This is a genomic window from Nitrospirillum viridazoti CBAmc (assembly GCF_000730165.1).
Classification (GTDB): domain Bacteria; phylum Pseudomonadota; class Alphaproteobacteria; order Azospirillales; family Azospirillaceae; genus Nitrospirillum; species Nitrospirillum viridazoti.
Genome location: NZ_CP022110.1, coordinates 1,783,485 through 1,799,286, shown reverse-complemented (window position 1 = coordinate 1,799,286; position 15,802 = coordinate 1,783,485). Strand labels below are relative to the sequence as shown.

Below are 15,802 nucleotides of genomic sequence, written 5' to 3'. Positions count from 1 at the left end.
CACACCGGTCACCAGTGCCCCTTGCGCCGATTCCAGGCGTACAGCACGTCGGCGAAGCGGTCGTAGGCGAGACGGGTGAGGGGGCGGATCACGCGGTTGCCCAGCAGGGCGGCCAGCCAGGCGTCGCCCGGTGTGTGGTGCCAGATGGCGATGGCGCAGTCCGCCCCCATCAGCAGGCGGCCGTTTGCGTCCAGCCCGTGCAGGCGGCGGCGCACGGCTTCCACATCCGCGCCGAAGCGGGCCAGCGCCTCCGGCTCCAGGTTGATGTCGCGGAAGACGATGACGCCGGCGCGGGCGGCCTGCACCAGGCGGTTGGTCTGCCAGTCGATGCCCGCGTTACAGACGGGGCATTTGGTGTTGTACCAGACCGTCAGCTGCGGGACGGGCGGCGGGGGGCTGGGCGGCACGGTCGTCCCCTATCAGTGCGATCCGTGCAGTATAACGGCCGGTTCTGATAAGGACAGTGGCCGGGGCGGGCAAAGTCTGGAAGGATCGGTGGCTGAACGCTTTTTCCGTCAAGTCCTTGAGACCGCGCCCATGCTGCCCCTGGAAACCCTGCTGACCTTCATCACCGCTGCCGCCATCCTGGCTTTCGTGCCGGGGCCGGACAATCTGTTCGTGCTGACCCTGTCGGCGGCGCGGGGCTGGCGGGCCGGGGTGATGGTGACGCTGGGACTATGCACCGGCCTGGTGGTGCACACGACCGCCGTGGCGCTGGGCGTGGCCGTCATCTTTCAGCAATCGCAGCTGGCCTTCACCCTGCTGAAGGCCGCTGGCGCCGCCTATCTGCTGTATCTGGCCTACAAGTCCTTCCGCGCATCGCCGGAGGCGCTGGGCGGGGCCAAGGCGGGGGCCGACCGTCACCTGGCCCTGTACGGCCGGGGCATCGTCATGAACGTGACCAATCCCAAGGTGGCGATTTTCTTCCTGGCCTTCCTGCCGCAGTTCGCAGCACCCGAGCGCGGCAGCGTCACCGCGCAGATTTTCCTGCTGGGGGCGGTGTTCGCCGCCGTAGCGCTGGCCTGTTTCTCCACCATCGCCGTGCTGGCCGGCGGCCTGAACCGCTGGCTGGCCCGGTCCAGCAACGCGCAAGTCATCCTGAACCGCATCGCCGGCGTGGTGTTCATCGGCCTGGCGATCAAACTGGCGACGGCCCAGCGCTGAGGGCCGCCCGCCACCGTGAATTGGGGGCACATCATGGGGTTGGATGCCGTCTGTCACGCCACCTGGGCCGGGGGCGCCGGTGAAAGAGGGGCGGGTGAGGTGAAGGCCCTGCTGGAAAGCCGGGAGTTGATCCTGCGCGGTGAGGTCCGGCGCACCGTGCCGGTGGCCGCCATCACCGCCGTGACGGTGGAGGGGGATGATCTGGTGCTGTCCACGCCGGACGGTCCGCTGATCCTGACCCTGGGCGCCGACGCCGCCACCCGCTGGGCCAGGAAGCTGACCACGCCGCCGCCCAGCCTGGCGCAGAAGCTGGGCGTCGGCCCGGCCACGCCGGTCCTGGTCATCGGCACGGTGGACGATCCCGCCCTGGCGGAGGCGCTCGCGGGCGCCGTGGCCGCCACCCCGGCGGAGGCCCGCTTGGCGCTGGCGGTGGTCAGGAACCCGGCGGACTTGGAACGGGCGGTGACGGCCCACGCGGCACTGCCGTCGGGCGCCGCCCTGTGGCTCATCCACGGCAAGGGCCCCAAGGCCACCTTCGGTGAGGCGCCGGTGCGCGCCTGGATGCGGGCCACCGGTTTCATGGACACCAAGATCAGCGCCGTATCCGCCACCCTGTCAGCGACCCGTTACAGCATCCGCTCCCGGTGACGCCCTTCCTGCTCCCGGGCATTCGCCGCCATGACGCTGGCGGTGGCGGCGCCGCTGCAACCGGCAGGGAAGATCGCGTCTCTTTCGTATAGGAAAAGGAGATGCCAGCCGCTGCCAGGGTCGCCATTTCCTTTCCGTCCTTGGTGTTTTCCGGCAAAAGTTGTATAATCAACTTTATCCGGCACCGGTCGGCGATCCCCATGAAAATCCACCAGTTGAAGGCGTTCGTCGCGGTCGCCGACTCCCACAGCTTCAATGAGGCGGCGCGCCTGCTGTCCGTCAGCCAGCCCGCTGTGGCCAAGGCCATCCGGGAGCTTGAGAACTGGGCCGACCGCCAACTGGTCATCCGCAGCTCGCGGGGCACTCAGCTGACGCCGGATGGCGTGTCGCTGCTGCGCCGCGCCCGAGGCATCCTGGACCAGGTGGCGCGGGCGGAGCATGAGTTCGCGGGCTCCGGCCCACATGAGCATGTGAGCCTGGGCCTCACCACCTTGGTCAGCGCCGCGGTCGCGCCCACCCTAGTGGATTTCAAGGAGCGCAACCCGGACACCGCCTGGACCGTGCTGGGCGGGTCGCGCCGCCTGCTGTTCGAGAAGCTGTACAACCACACCCTGGACCTGGTGATCGCCACCCTGCCAGGCACCCCGGAGGAGATGGGGACGGGCTTTCGGTGCGAGCCGCTTTTGCGCCTGCCCACGGTGCTGACGGTGGCCAAGGGCGATCCCTTGGAAAAGGCGCAGTCCCTGGCGGACCTTACACAAGCGGAATGGTTGCACGCGGAATCCGAACAGAGCTTCGATCATCATTTCCGCGGCGCCTTCGCCGAGGCGGGGGTGCATCGCCTGCCACCCTTCACCCGCTGTGAATCGCCCTTCGTGATGCTGGCGCTGGCCGCCCGGCCCAACACCGTCACCATGTGGACGGGGCTGGCGTCCCACGCCATGAAGCCGCAGCTGAAGGTGCCGGGCGAAAACATCACCGGCTTGGCCCTGAAGGAAAAGCTGCCGGACATCACCGTCTGCGCTGTCTATCGCCCCGACCTCATCATGACACCGGCCATCCAGCGCCTCCTGGGCCAGGTGAGGCGGCTGAAGGACATGGATATGCTGGATTTGGGGCCTGATGCGGCGGTGTTGTCCGTTGGCTGAGCCCTCAGCCGGCGGTCGCGCGCCTCCACGAGGCTGCTTCCGTCGATTCCACCAGACTGGCCCAGCGTCCGGGCGTCATGCCGAAGGCCTTCTTGAAATGGCGGTGCAGGTGGCTCTGGTCGGCGAAGCCGGTGGCGGCCGCCACCTCGGCCAATGGCTCGCCCTCGGTGATCATGCGACGGGCGTGCTGCAGCCGGCGCATCACCAGGAAGCGGTGGGGGCTGGTGGCGAACAGGGCCCGGAAGTGGCGGGCAAGGGCATAACGGTCCAGCCCCGTCACCGATTCCAAATCCTCTGAACGCACCGGAGCCAGGGCGTTGGCTTCCAGGTAGTCCCGCGCCCGGTGGGCCTGGCGCTGGGCCAGCAGGCCCAGGGGCTTGGCCTTGGCACCGGCATGGCGGGCCAGGCCACGGGCGAGGCGGACCAGCAGGTCGTCCACCGCCAGATCCTCCAGCCCCTCCTCCAGGGAACTGAGCGCGGGCAGCAGCACCTGGCGCAGCTCCGCGTCGGCCAGTACCGGCTGATCGACGAAGGGCAGGGCGGCGCCGGCTTGTCCATCGGCGTCCAGGCACCGGCGCAGCAGCGCCGGTTCCAGGTACAGCATGCGATAGCGCAGGGCCTCATCCGTGCCGGCGCCGCCGTCATGCTCCTCATCCGGATGCAGGATGATGACGTTGCCGGGCTGGCTGTAGCGCCGCTGGCCTCGGTACTGGAAGGTCTGGACGCCGTGCAGCGTCACGCCCAGGCCATAGGTGTCGTGGCGGTGGGGGCTGAAGGCCTCACCATGGAAGCGCGCCTCGATCCGCTCGATACCGGGGAAGGCCGGGGCGGCGGTGATGCCGTCACCCGTCGCGTCGGTGGCGGCTTCGCACGGTTCCGGGTCGCACAAACGTCCAAGACCGGCGCCGGCGACGCCCGCCACAGTCGGGGCCTTCCCCAGCCTCAAGGACCCTGTCTTGATGTTCGACACCAAAATCGCCCTCGTCCTGCGCGAAGACCTGGCCGCCTGGCAGGCGCTGAACGTCACCGCCTTCCTGACCAGCGGCATCGTCGCCCAATGTCCGGAGATCATTGGCGAACCCTACCGTGACCGTTCCGGCACCGTCTACAATCCGCTGTCGGTGCAGCCAGTCATCGTGTTGGCCGCCGACGCGGCGACCATGGCCGCCATTCATCGCCGCACCCTGGAACGGGGCCTGCGCACCTCGCTTTATATCGAAGAGATGTTCAGCACCGGCCACGACGCCGCCAACCGCGCCGTCTTCGCCGATTTCGGGCCGGAGGACGCGCGGGTGGTGGGCCTGGGGTTGCGCGCCGACAAGAAGCTGGTGGACAAGGTCACCAAAGGCGCCCGCATGCATCCCTGACGGGTTGGGTTACCGGCCCAGACGCTTAAAATGCCGCATGTCCCGGCCCCGTGCCGCCACGGAAGGGGCAACGATCCTTCGCCGGACGTGTTACAACCTCCCCCTTCGGCGGGACCCTGCGGGGGGGATCCGCCTGGTCACCCCTGTTGATCGACGGCCGTCGAGGGCAGGGAAACGAAACAAGAGACTGTCAGGGGATCCCGATGACACGTACCGTTCTGCTTGGAACCGTGGGCGCGCTGGCGCTCGCGACGCTCGCCGCCACCCCGGCGTTGGCGGAGAAGCCCGCCACGGCTGGCGCCAATCCCTTCGCCACCGCCAGCACCCTGCCGTTCGAGGCGCCCCGCTTCGACATCATCAAGGACGCCGATTATCTGCCCGCGTTCAAGCAGGGCATGAAGATCCAGCTGGCCGAGATCAAGAAGATCGCCGACAACCCGGCGGCCCCCACCTTCGACAACACCCTGGTGGCGATGGAGAAGTCCGGCCGCATGCTGGACCGGGTGAGCCAGGTTTTTTTCGGCGTGGTGCAGGCCAACACCAACGATGCGCTGGACGCGGTGCAGACCACGGTGTCGCCCCTGCTGTCCCAGCACAATGACGCCATCTACCTGAACGACAAGCTGTTCCAGCGGGTGAAGTCGCTGTACGACAAGCGCGACAGCCTGAAGCTGAAGCCGGAGCAGGCCCAGCTGCTGAAGGTCTATTACCAGCAGTTCATCCATGCCGGCGCCATGCTGAATGACGCCGACAAGGCCACGCTGCGCGATCTCAACACCAAGCTGTCGTCGCTGGAGACCGCCTTCCAGCAGAAGCTGGTGGCGGCGGCCAAGGAAGGCGGCCTGGTGGTCGATGACAAGGCCAAGCTGGCGGGCATGGGCGATGGCGCCATCGCCGCCGCCGCGGAGGCCGCCAAGGGCCGCAAGCTCGAGGGCAAGTACCTGGTGCCGCTGCAGAACACCACGCAGCAGCCGGCGCTGTCCTCCCTCGACGACCGGGCCACGCGCCAGGCCCTGTTCGAGCGCGGCTGGACCCGCGCCGAGAAGGGTGACGCCAACGACACCCGCGCCACCATCTCCGACATCGCCAACCTGCGGGCGCAGAAGGCCAAGCTGCTGGGTTTCCCCAACTACGCCGCCTATGTCCTGGCCGACCAGATGGCGGTGACGCCCGATGCGGCGGAGGGCTTCATGAAGCGCATGGTGCCCGCCCTGGCGGCGGAGCAGAAGCGCGAGGCGGCGGAGATTCAGGCCCAGATCAAGAAGGACGGCCAGGATTTTGCCCTGAAGCCCTGGGACTGGGACAAGTACGCCGAGCAGGTGCGCAAGGCCAAGTACGACCTGGATGAGGGCGCGCTGAAGCCCTATTTCGAGCTGCACACCGTGCTGGAGGAGGGTGTGTTCTACGCCGCCAACCAGCTGTACGGCTTGACCTTCAAGCGCCGCACCGACATCCCCGTCTACCAGCCCGACGTGCTGGTCTACGACGTGATCGACAAGGACGGCTCGGCATTGGGCCTGATGTACTTCGACTACTTCAAGCGCGACAACAAGTCGGGCGGGGCCTGGATGTCCAACTTCGTCCAGCAGTCCAAGCTGCTGGGCACCAAGCCCGTGGTCTACAACGTCTGCAACTTCACCAAGCCTGCTCCGGGCCAGCCGGCGCTGATCAGCTTCAGCGACGTCACCACCATGTTCCACGAATTCGGCCACGCCCTGCACGGCCTGTTCGCCAACCAGACCTATGAGACGCTGTCGGGCACCAATGTGGCGCGCGACTTCGTGGAGTTCCCGTCGCAGTTCAACGAGCATTGGGCGCTGGACCCCAAGGTCCTGGCCCACTACGCCAAGAATTACCAGACGGGCGAGGCCATGCCGGCCGAGCTCGTGGAGAAGATCAAGAAGGCGGCCACCTTCAACCAGGGCTATGCCCTGGGTGAGATCGTCGCCGCCGCCATGCTGGACCTGGAATGGCACAGCCTGCCGGCCGACGCGCCCAAGCAGGATGTGGACGCCTTCGAGAAGGAAGCGCTGGCCAAGACCGGCCTGGACGTGGACGACGTGCCGCCGCGCTACCGCTCCAGCTATTTCCTGCACATCTGGGGCAACGGCTACGCCGCCGGCTACTACGCCTACCTGTGGACGGAGATGCTGGACGACGACAGCTACGCCTGGTTCAAGGACCACGGCGGCCTGACGCGGGAGAACGGTGAGCGCTTCCGCCAGATGATCCTGTCCAAGGGCCACACCGAGGACTACGGCCCCATGTTCCGCGCCTTCTACGGCCAGGACCCGGACATCGGGCCCATGCTGCAGAACCGCGGCCTGGCGCCGGAAGGCAAGTAAGCTAGCCCTCCGGGGTTATCTGAACCTGATAGGGGCCGGTGGCGCATGCCACCGGCCCTTTTTCAAGTCACGATACTAAATCGCTTGCTTAAGTATCTGTGCCGCGTTACTAAAGCACATGCTTAACCAACCATCCCCCCTCGACCTCACCTTCCAGGCGCTTGCCGATCCCACCCGCCGCGCGCTCGTCGAGCGGCTGGTGCGGGGGCCGGCGTCGGTCAGTGAGTTGGCTCAGCCGCTGGACATGTCCCTGCCGGCGGTCATGCAGCATCTGGCGGTACTTGAAAGCTCCGGCCTGGTGCGCTCGGAGAAGGTGGGGCGGGTGCGGACCTGCCGGATCGATGCCGCCCAGCTGAGCCTGGCGGAGCAATGGATCAATCAGCGGCGCATGGAATGGGTCAGTCGCCTGGATCGGCTGGGCCAGTATCTCGAAACGCTAAAAGACGAAGACGGAGAGGAATCATGACCCAAGTTGGAACCCAGGCGGTGGACGCGGCCGTGCTGCGGCCCGAGCCCGTGCGCATTTCCCGCAGCGTCCCGGCGCGGCGCGAGACGGTGTTCAAGGCGTGGAGCAAGGCGGAGCATGTGAAGCACTGGTTCGCGCCGGCGCATTACACCGTGCCCCACGCCACCATCGACCTGCGGGTGGGTGGCCCGTTCGAGGTGTGCATGCAGGCCCCGGACGGCACGCAGCATTGGACGCGCGGCAGCGTCGCCGAGGTCACGCCCAACCAGCGCTTGGTGCTGGACCTGCGGGTGGATGGTGGCGACGGCAAGGTGCTGTTCACCGCCTGGACGGAGGTCACCTTCTCCGACACCACCTGCGGCACGCAGCTGGACATCGTGCAGACCTACACCGTCTACGATCCCGCCATGCTGGCGGCCATCGGCGGCGCGCCGGAGGGTTGGTCCCAGACGCTGGACAAGCTGGCGCGGCACGCGGCCCACATGGACGGCCGCACCGGCGAGCAGCCCGCCCAGCGTTCCGCCGTCCACGCCATCTTCAGCCTGGAACGCACTTATGACGCGCCGGCGGCCCGGGTGTGGCGCGCCCTGTCGGACATGGAAGCCAAGTCCAAGTGGTTCGGCGGGGATCCTGGCCAGTGGGAATCGCTGGAGCGCACCATGGATTTCCGCGTCGGCGGCACGGAGCGGGCCAAGGGCCGCTGGCAGGGGGGCATGACCTCCACCTTCGACGCGCATTACCTCGACATCATCCCCAATGAGCGCATCGTCTACAGCTATGTCATGCACCTGGATGAGCGGAAGATTTCCGTCTCGCTGGCCACCATGGAGCTGAAGCCGGCGGGCGAGGGCCGCACCACCCTGAAGATCACCGAGCAGGGGGCCTTCCTGGACGGCTATGAGGATAACGGCTCCCGCGAGCACGGCACCGGCTTCCTGATGGACCGGCTGGGCGCCTCGCTGAAGGACTGAAACAAGCGGCTGGATCAGGCGGCCTGGGGGCGTTTCAGCTGGTAGGCGATCATGCCCAGCACGCTGGCCATCAGCACCAGGCCGCCGATCAGCAAAACGTCGCGGGTATCCACCGCGCTGGCCATGGTGTGGGCGACGCGCAGTGCCACGCCCGTGCCCCAGACGGCGTAATAGCGCCGCTTCGCCGCCTCGCCGGAGAGGGCAAGCGAGGGGACGCGCTCCAGGATCTGCACCAGGGTTACAGCCGCCACGGCCCAGGGCAGCAGGCCCGGCGCGGTGTCGGCCGCGAACAGCAGGCCCATGGTCAGCAAGGCCGCCAGCGCCAGGCCCGCCAGGATCCGGCGCCGCCGGGGTTGCTCGATCTCCCCATACCACCAGCGGGTCAGCAGGCCGGCCCCGATGCTGGTGGCCAGCAGCGCGCCCGCCACCGCCACGGCGAAGGCCGGCACCTGTGCCGCCGGTAGCAGCGATCCGATCCAGAACAGCCAGAACACCAGGGGAATGCTGTTGGCCAGCAGGATGCGCACGGCCTGGCGGCTGGTGTCGTTGGCGTAGACCATCTGGAACAGGCCCGCCCACCACAGCGCCAGCGTGGCCGCCGCCGCCGTGACGGGGATGCCGACAGACGGTGGCAAGGCCAGCGCCAGGGGGATCAGTGCCAGGCTGAGCGGGGCCCAGCCGAGGCGGACAGCGGGCCCCGCGTCCCGGGCCCAGCGCCGCCGCAGCCATCGCGCCGGCATGCGCACGCCCAGCCGGTAGACCAGGCCAGCGGCGGCCAGCAGGGGCGGTATCAGCAGGAAGCCCACGGGCCAGGCCGCCGCCAGATCCTCCGGTGACAGGTTGACCTGAAGATAGACGTAGGCGGCCAGGAACAGGGGCGTGGCCAGCAGCAGCCACGCCAGACCGGCGCTGACCGGTTCGGCGGCCAAATAAGCCTCCCACGCCGCCAGCACATTCGTGTCGAAATTGGCCCGCAGCGAGGGATAGTCGTTACGGATCAGGGTCATCAGGCTGCGCACATCCTTGGCCAGGTCCGGCAGGGACAGACGCAGGCGCGGGCTGTATCGGCTGGGCGGCGCCTGCAACAGGCGGTAGGCCGCGGCGTAGGCGTGGTCCCGGCCCCCCAGTTTGGCCAGGAAGGCCAGGTCGCGCCCGCGCTTCTGCACGGCGGCCAGCAGGGGCGTCTGCGTGTGGGCCTTGGCCGCGTCCCAGCGGAAGTGGGCGCTGGCGACGGGGACCAGCACGTCCGACCGGGGGGCCGTGGACAGCAGCAGCCGGGCCAGCCAATCCTCCGTCCGGTTCTGCACATCGATATGGATGAGGGCGGGGGAAGCCAGCACGGCCGCCAGGGCATCCTTGAGCGCGGCGGGTTCGGCAGGGCTTTGGGTGGAGAGCAGGTCGCCCAGGCGATTGCATAGCGCGACGTGGCGGACCACCGCCTCATCCACCGTGGGTTCCGGGGGCGGGACCTCCGCCGGCATCGGCCCGGCGGGGACCTCCGATGTCCCATCGACGGCGTGCGGCGGCGCCTCGGCTGTCTCCGCCGCCGCCACGCTTTCGTCCGGCACCTGCCGGCGGGCATGCAGCAGGGCTTGCTCATAGGCCTGGCGCAGCGCCTGGAACCCGTCCGGATCATCCTCCGGATTGGTGACCTTCAGGCGCCGGGCATAGGCGCGGCGGATGGCCAGTTGGTCGCCGGTGGGCTCCAGCGCCAGGATGTCCCAAGGGCTCACAGGTAGGTCTCGCCTTCCAGCTGGTCCAGCGCCTCGCTCAGGGACTGGCGGGCGGCCTCGATGGCGCGGGGCTCCTGGCCCTCCAGGATGCCTTCGAACTGGGCCAGCAGGTGGGCGACATAGGCGCGCTTGTCGCCCAGGAAGTCCTCATAGCAGCGGTTGGCGCGGGCCAGCACGGCGCGGTTGGCCTCGGTATCCCGCGGGTGGACCTTCAGGGCCGCCAGCGCCTGGCGCCGGGCCTCCAGGTCATCCGGCTTGGCCGCCTCCTCGTCGGTGATGACCAGATTGCGCTGCTCCCCCGTTTCCGGCACATGGACATCCACTTCCAGCAGGCCGTTGATATCATAGGTGAAGCGGCAGTCCACCTTGACGGCCCCGGCCGGCCGGGGCGGCACGGGGATGCTGACCTGGCCCAGGGCGACATTGTCCTGCACGTCGCGCGACTCCCCCTGGTAGATGGTGAAGGTCACCGCCTTCTGGTTGGCCTGCAGGGTGTGGAAGCTGCTGACCCGGCTGGCGGGGATGACGGTGTTGCGCTCCAGGATGGGGGAGAAGATGCCCGTGCGCAGGCTGCCGTCGGGGTTGCGCTCCGCCACGTCCACCCCCAGGGAATAGGGGCAGACGTCGGTGATGACCACCTCGTTCAGGGCGGCGTCGCGGCCTTTCAGCCCGGCCTGGACGGCGGCGCCCAGTGCCACCGCCTCGTCCGGGTGCACGGAATGGGCTGGGAAACGGCCGAACATGCGGGTGACGGCGCGGCGCACCGCCGGCATGCGGGTGGCCCCGCCCACCAGAACGATCTCGCGCAGCGACCGCGCCTCCAGTTGGCCGTCGCGCAGGGCGCGCAGCACCGGCTCGCGCAGGCGGTTCAGCAGGCCTTCGGCCTTGGCCTCGAAGGCCTCCGCCGTCAGCTCATACTCATAGGTCTTGTCCTTCCACACCACGCGCACCGGCGTCGCCGCCTGCTCGCTCAAGGCGCGGCGGGCGCGTTCGGCAGCGGCGCGCAGGCGCTGGTACAGGGCGTCGCTGTCGCGCGTGTCACGGCCCCAGTCGGCGGCGTAGCGCTGGCGCAAGTCGTCCACGATCAGCTCGTTGAAGTCCTCGCCGCCCAGGCGGTTGTCGCCGCTGGTGGCGCGTACCTCGATCACGCCCTCGAAGATCTCCAGGATGGACACGTCGAAGGTGCCGCCGCCCAGGTCGAAGACCAGGAACTGCGTCTCCGCCTCCAGCTGGTGGATGCCGTAGGCCAGCGCCGCCGCCGTGGGCTCGTTCAGCAGCCGCTCCACCTTCAGGCCGGCCAGCTCGCCGGCACGGCGGGTGGCCTTGCGTTGCTTGTCGTTGAAATAGGCGGGCACGGTGATGACGGCCTCGGTCACCGGCTGTCCCAAATAAGCCTCCGCGTCGGCCTTCAGGACCTTCAGCACCAGGGCCGACAGTTCCTCCGGCAGGAAATCGCGCTTGCCCAGGCGGGTGACGCGCTGCGAGCCCATCAGGCGCTTGAAGGCGGTGGCGGTCAGGGTGGGGTGGGTGGCTTGGCGCTCGCGTGCCGGCAGGCCCACCAGCACCGTGCCCTGGTCATCCAGGCTGACGGCGGAGGGCGTCAGCCGGTGGCCCAGGCTGTTGGGGATCAGTTCCGCCTTGCCATCCCGCCAGACGGCCACCGCGGAATTGGTGGTGCCCAAATCGATGCCGACGATCAACCCAACGACCCTCCTGATACACCAACCGCCCAGCGCCACCCGGAAGTACGCGTCATTCCACCACCGTTCTAGCCGCCGGGAGGGCCAGGGGGAAGGGCGGATGCCAGCATGCGGCCAAGATCATGTGGCCACGATTAAGGCTTCTTGGCGGACGGGCGGCCCCGCTACAGTGACGCCAAACACCGGCGCCGGCACGCCGGCCAGCCTGAACGAGGGGGATTATTTGATGAAGTCCGGTTTGACCCAGCGGGCGCGCGCCTGGGGCGCCGCCATTGCGCTGTCGCTGACCTTGCTGAGCGCCGGCGCCGCGCCGGCGCGCGAGGCGCCGCCCGGCGACCAGGCCATCCAGCAGGCCGTGGACCAGGCCTACGCCAAGTTCAAGGGCGTGATGGAGGGGGAAAACGCCAGCTACATCCCCTATCTCGCCAAGGCCGATCCCAAGCTGTTCGGCATCGCCGTGGTCACGGCGGACGGCCGGGTGTTCAAGGCCGGCGACGCGGGACAGGAGTTCCCCGTGGAGTCGATCGCCAAGGTCTTCACGCTGGCCCGCGTGCTGAAGGACCAGGGGCCGGACGCGGTGATGGCCAAGATCGGCGTGAACGCCACGGGCCAGCCCTTCAACTCCGTCCTGGCCATCGAGCTGAACAACGACAAGCTGACGGGCAGCCCGCCGGCCGGCAATCCCCTGGTCAACGCCGGCGCCATCGCCGCCGCCAGCCTGGTGCCCGGCGCCGATCTGAACGCCCGCTGGAAGACGGTGCTGGATACGGCCTCCGCCTTCGCCGGGCGGACGCTGGCCCTGAACCAGGACGTCTACCAGTCGGAAATGGCGGGCAACCAGCACAACCAGGCCATCGCCCTGCTGCTGCAAAGCTATGACCATCTCTATGGCGACCCGGCCGTGACGGTGGACCTCTACACCCGCGAATGCTCCTACAACGTCAGCGCCGTGGATCTGGCCACCATGGGCGCCACGCTGGCCAACGGCGGCACCAACCCGGTGAGCCATAAGGCGGTGGTCGATCCGGCCACCAGCGCCCGCGTGCTGGCCGTGATGGCCACCGCCGGCCTCTACAACACCTCGGGCGAGTGGCTGTTCAAGGTGGGCCTGCCGGGCAAGAGTGGCGTGGGCGGCGGCATTTTGGCAGTGGCGCCCGGCAAGCTGGCCATTGGAATCTATTCCTCCCGCCTGGACGCCGCCGGCAACAGCGTGCGCGGCCAGCTGGCCGCGCAATCCATCGCCGAGGCGCTGGGTTTGAACCTGTTCGCGGCGGGCAAATAAGCCCGGCTCCAGGGCGGGGAACGTCGGGAGGAGGGGAGGGGCGACACGCGAGAACAGCCGCCTCCTTCTCCTTTAGATTGACAAGAACAAAAACAGAACATAGGCTGCTCTTCCAGCAACAGGGAGAGCGAGCATGGATGGTTGGCAGCGTCGGTATCGCCTGAGCAACGGCCCCGGCGGCCTGGGCGTCAGTTGCACGGTGGAGGGCTCGGCCCTGGCCGGTGTGCCCCTGTTGGCCAAGGGCCCCGGCGGCTTCCAGGCCCGGCCGGCGGCCGAGGTGGCGGTATTGTTGAAGCGCGCCTACGTTGGCGCGGAGCCGGGTGCCGCCATCCCGCCCGGCCTCACCAAGATCGCCGCCGCGTTGAACCGGGGCGACTTGGCCCAGGCCATGATCCGCGCCGTGCATTTGCGCCTGCCCGAATTGGATTGGGACGCTGCTGTCCGCCTGGCGCGGGCCAACGATAATCTGGCGAAGTACAGCCCCGACCAGCCGCGCGATGAGGATGGGCGCTTTACGGACAGCAGTGGCCAAGGGACGAAGGCGACGGCAAAGCCGTCAGCCGCATCGGGAAGGCAGGAAGCGAAGGACGCCAAAGAGGATGCTCGTCGAGGAAAGGTGAATTGCGGTAACGGCTTGGAGCATCTTGCTCAAAATTCTTTACGACTGAAAATAGACTTCGACAATAGGAATATCGATCAGCCTATTGATCCGAGGCTCGCTTCTGTTATTAATTCCCTTGGCTCTATTCCTGGAGTTGAGTCAATCAGGGTATCGTCAACAACAGGCGGGCATAAATCCACAGACCCCCATACTTTTGGAAACGCCATTGATATCAATTATATTAATGGTGTTCATGTTGGAGATCCATCCATATCGGGCTTGGTTGAGAGAATCCAGAGTTACGCCATGGAATTTGACCATGTATACAATTCCTTTGGCCCCCCTGGTATTTATGCTCGTTCTTCCAAAGGTGAATTTGTGGAAATATCCCCCCAACATCCCGATTTGGTACGGGAGCATTCCAATCACATTCACATTAGTGTTGGATGTCAATAATTAGAATTTACTGGAGGGGTTTATGATAAAATTGAGAATCTGTTTCCAGGCTTTATTATTTATTTTCCTAGTGCCATGCGCTGCGTTCGCTAGTAGTGAGAAGCATCTGCATGCTCTAGGTATATACAGTAATATTCAAAAACTCGCTGAAGGTGGAGATCTTTCGGGATTTGAGATCTGGTACGTAATATCCACAGATGGGGATATGGTGGTATTTCAATCAACCACTGAGATGCCATCGCCGCCAATCGTCGTTCCTGCGAAATTCGACGGGAAGCGCCTGGAGTTCGAAATACCTGAGGGTGAGGATGGCGCTGGCACATATTCTGGCATCTTGAATGGAAAAAGCTATATCGGAAAATGGCGTTATAAGAAGAAGGGCGGTGGATATGGAGAGGAGGAGTTCAAACTAAAAAAGGGAAAGACATATTGGGAAAGATTTTAATAGTAAAATCAAATGGCGGTATTATTAATTTACAGCACCACTTCTCCTCCGGAAGAATTGTGAATAGTTCATGTGCGGTGCCATTAATCTCTGGCGACGAATGGGGCGGCCCCGCCGGAACCGCCCCACCCTTCGTCGTCAGATGACACCCGTAATACTCAGGTCTGCTTCATGCGGCTCAGCGTCTTGTCCGGCACGCCGGTGAAGTTGTTGGACAGCAGGTAGCGCGGGCTGGACTGGACCCATTTGTCCAAGTCGATCTCCTCGAACTTGCCGTTGTCCCAGGTCTGGATCATCTCCACGTCCTCGGTGCCCACGTTCTGGATGGCGTGACCGAAGCCCATGGGGATGTAGGCGACGTCGCCGGGGCCGAACTCCGCCACCTTGCCGCGCCCGCCGGAGCCGAACAGGGCCACCTGGGCCTTGCCGCGCAGGTAGTAGTGCCATTCGTTGGCGTTCACGTTCCAGTGCAGCTTGCGGATGCCGCCGGGCTTCAGGGTCATGTAGCCGCCCGACATGGTGTGGGAGGCGGGGAACTCATCCACCGTAGCCAGGCGGAAGGTGCCGCCGTCGAAGTCGCGCGCCGCCTTGGGGTCCTTCAACAGGCGGAACTTGTGGGTGGATTCCTTGGGCCAGGGGGCCTCCAACGCATCGGCCGCGTGCAGGATGGGGCCGGACTGGATGTAGGTCTCGCCCTTGGGGAAGGCGTCGAACACGTCCTTGGGCAGGCCGAAATTCAGGGCCAGCATTTCCTTCGGCGTCACGTCCACCCAGTCGGTGATGGAAAAGGTGCCGTGCTCGGAAAAGGCGCCGTTGTCGAAGGACAGGATGAAGTGGCAGGGCTTGTCGCCGATGCACTGGATGGAATGGCCGTGACCCTTGGCGAAGTACCACAGGTCGCCCGGCTCGAAATTGTTGATCTCGCTGGCGCCGGAGGGATCGATCACCACCGTCTGGCAGCGGCCCTCGATGACGAAGGCCCATTCCGCCGCGATGGCGTGCCAGTGCAACTCGCGCGAGGCGCCGGGCTGCAGGAACATGTGCACGCCGGCGATGCCCTTGGATATGGGGAACTGGTGGACGGTGGCCTCTTTGGCCCAGCCGCCTGTCGTCACCTTGGGCTTGTTGCCGTCCAGCGAGAACTTGAAGTCGGGCATGGCGCCCACGTCCTGCGGGTCGTGGTAGGCCACGGTGTCGCCGGGGGGCAGGGGCACGGCGTTGCGGCCGAAGCCGCCGTCGCCGGGTTTGGCCATGAATTTGTCCGCCGCCTCCGCCACGCTGCGGAACGTCACCATGCCGCTGGCGCCCAGGGCCGCGGCGCCCAGAAAACCGCGCCGGTTCGTAGACATCAATATCCTCCCGTTACCATACGCCCGGTATTCGCCGCGCGATGATTTGTATTCGTGACCTCACTATTGACTTGGGATTGGTAAATCGGAATTCTGATGATTAGATAACGGTGATCGAAAATCCCGA

15 protein-coding genes are annotated in these 15,802 nt (G+C 66.5%); 10 read left to right on the top strand and 5 right to left on the bottom strand.

What is annotated here, in order from left to right; all coding sequences use genetic code 11:
- Window positions 1–8: 8 nt before the first annotated feature.
- The gene (locus Y958_RS08295; RefSeq protein ID WP_088871629.1) at window positions 9–407 is read right to left on the bottom strand and encodes a thiol-disulfide oxidoreductase DCC family protein; all 399 of its coding nucleotides are present in this window, start codon (window positions 405–407) and stop codon (window positions 9–11) included.
- Between the two features lie 130 nt (window positions 408–537).
- On the opposite strand from Y958_RS08295, the gene Y958_RS08290 reads away from it, so the two are divergent.
- The 3 genes from Y958_RS08290 to Y958_RS08280 all read left to right on the top strand — a co-directional run bounded on the left by Y958_RS08290 (window position 538) and on the right by Y958_RS08280 (window position 2,960).
- Entirely contained in the window at window positions 538–1,164 is a 627-nt protein-coding gene (locus Y958_RS08290) for a LysE family translocator (RefSeq protein WP_088871628.1), read from the top strand.
- A 33-nt stretch (window positions 1,165–1,197) separates the two neighbouring features.
- On the top strand, window positions 1,198–1,812 hold the full coding sequence (locus Y958_RS08285) for a hypothetical protein (RefSeq protein ID WP_145727707.1): 615 nt from the start codon (window positions 1,198–1,200) through the stop codon (window positions 1,810–1,812).
- Between the two features lie 200 nt (window positions 1,813–2,012).
- Window positions 2,013–2,960 carry a LysR family transcriptional regulator gene (locus tag Y958_RS08280; protein ID WP_186291119.1) on the top strand — a complete coding sequence of 316 codons (948 nt, stop codon included), beginning with the start codon at window positions 2,013–2,015 and terminating at the stop codon, window positions 2,958–2,960.
- A 4-nt stretch (window positions 2,961–2,964) separates the two neighbouring features.
- On the opposite strand, the gene Y958_RS08275 is transcribed toward Y958_RS08280, so the two are convergent.
- The gene (locus Y958_RS08275) at window positions 2,965–3,882 is read right to left on the bottom strand and encodes an AraC family transcriptional regulator (protein WP_244909234.1); all 918 of its coding nucleotides are present in this window, start codon (window positions 3,880–3,882) and stop codon (window positions 2,965–2,967) included.
- A gap of 37 nt (window positions 3,883–3,919) precedes the next feature.
- On the opposite strand from Y958_RS08275, the gene Y958_RS08270 reads away from it, so the two are divergent.
- The 4 genes from Y958_RS08270 (at window position 3,920) to Y958_RS08255 (ending at window position 8,109) form a co-directional block, all read left to right on the top strand.
- Entirely contained in the window at window positions 3,920–4,327 is a 408-nt protein-coding gene (locus Y958_RS08270; protein WP_088871625.1) for a DUF2000 family protein, read from the top strand.
- Window positions 4,328–4,530: 203 nt separating this feature from the next.
- On the top strand, window positions 4,531–6,672 hold the full coding sequence (dcp, locus tag Y958_RS08265; RefSeq protein ID WP_244909233.1) for a peptidyl-dipeptidase Dcp: 2,142 nt from the start codon (window positions 4,531–4,533) through the stop codon (window positions 6,670–6,672).
- Between the two features lie 118 nt (window positions 6,673–6,790).
- Window positions 6,791–7,138: an ArsR/SmtB family transcription factor gene (locus Y958_RS08260; RefSeq protein WP_088871623.1), complete on the top strand. Its 348-nt coding sequence runs from the start codon at window positions 6,791–6,793 to the stop codon at window positions 7,136–7,138.
- A complete protein-coding gene (locus tag Y958_RS08255) occupies window positions 7,135–8,109 on the top strand; it encodes an SRPBCC family protein (RefSeq protein WP_088871622.1) in 975 nt (324 codons plus the stop codon). The genes Y958_RS08260 and Y958_RS08255 overlap by 4 nt, the downstream gene beginning before the upstream one ends.
- A 14-nt stretch (window positions 8,110–8,123) precedes the next feature.
- Here Y958_RS08255 and Y958_RS32765 read toward each other — a convergent pair whose 3' ends face one another.
- A complete protein-coding gene (locus tag Y958_RS32765; RefSeq protein WP_088871621.1) occupies window positions 8,124–9,842 on the bottom strand; it encodes a J domain-containing protein in 1,719 nt (572 codons plus the stop codon).
- Window positions 9,839–11,542, bottom strand: a complete 1,704-nt coding sequence (locus Y958_RS08245; RefSeq protein WP_088871620.1) for an Hsp70 family protein — start codon at window positions 11,540–11,542, stop codon at window positions 9,839–9,841. Before Y958_RS08245 ends, Y958_RS32765 begins: the two co-directional genes overlap by 4 nt.
- A gap of 226 nt (window positions 11,543–11,768) precedes the next feature.
- Between Y958_RS08245 and glsA the strand changes: the two genes are divergently transcribed.
- From glsA to Y958_RS31280, 3 genes are all read left to right on the top strand, one after another.
- Complete coding sequence (glsA, locus tag Y958_RS08240; RefSeq protein ID WP_088872559.1) at window positions 11,769–12,824, top strand: glutaminase A; 1,056 nt, start codon at window positions 11,769–11,771, stop codon at window positions 12,822–12,824.
- Between the two features lie 133 nt (window positions 12,825–12,957).
- Window positions 12,958–13,881, top strand: coding sequence for a hypothetical protein (locus Y958_RS31285; protein ID WP_145727708.1), 924 nt, complete (start codon window positions 12,958–12,960; stop codon window positions 13,879–13,881).
- Between the two features lie 22 nt (window positions 13,882–13,903).
- Window positions 13,904–14,326: a hypothetical protein gene (locus Y958_RS31280; RefSeq protein WP_145727709.1), complete on the top strand. Its 423-nt coding sequence runs from the start codon at window positions 13,904–13,906 to the stop codon at window positions 14,324–14,326.
- 158 nt (window positions 14,327–14,484) lie between these two features.
- On the opposite strand, the gene Y958_RS08235 is transcribed toward Y958_RS31280, so the two are convergent.
- Window positions 14,485–15,675, bottom strand: coding sequence for a cupin domain-containing protein (locus tag Y958_RS08235; RefSeq protein WP_186291118.1), 1,191 nt, complete (start codon window positions 15,673–15,675; stop codon window positions 14,485–14,487).
- Window positions 15,676–15,802: the final 127 nt, after the last annotated feature.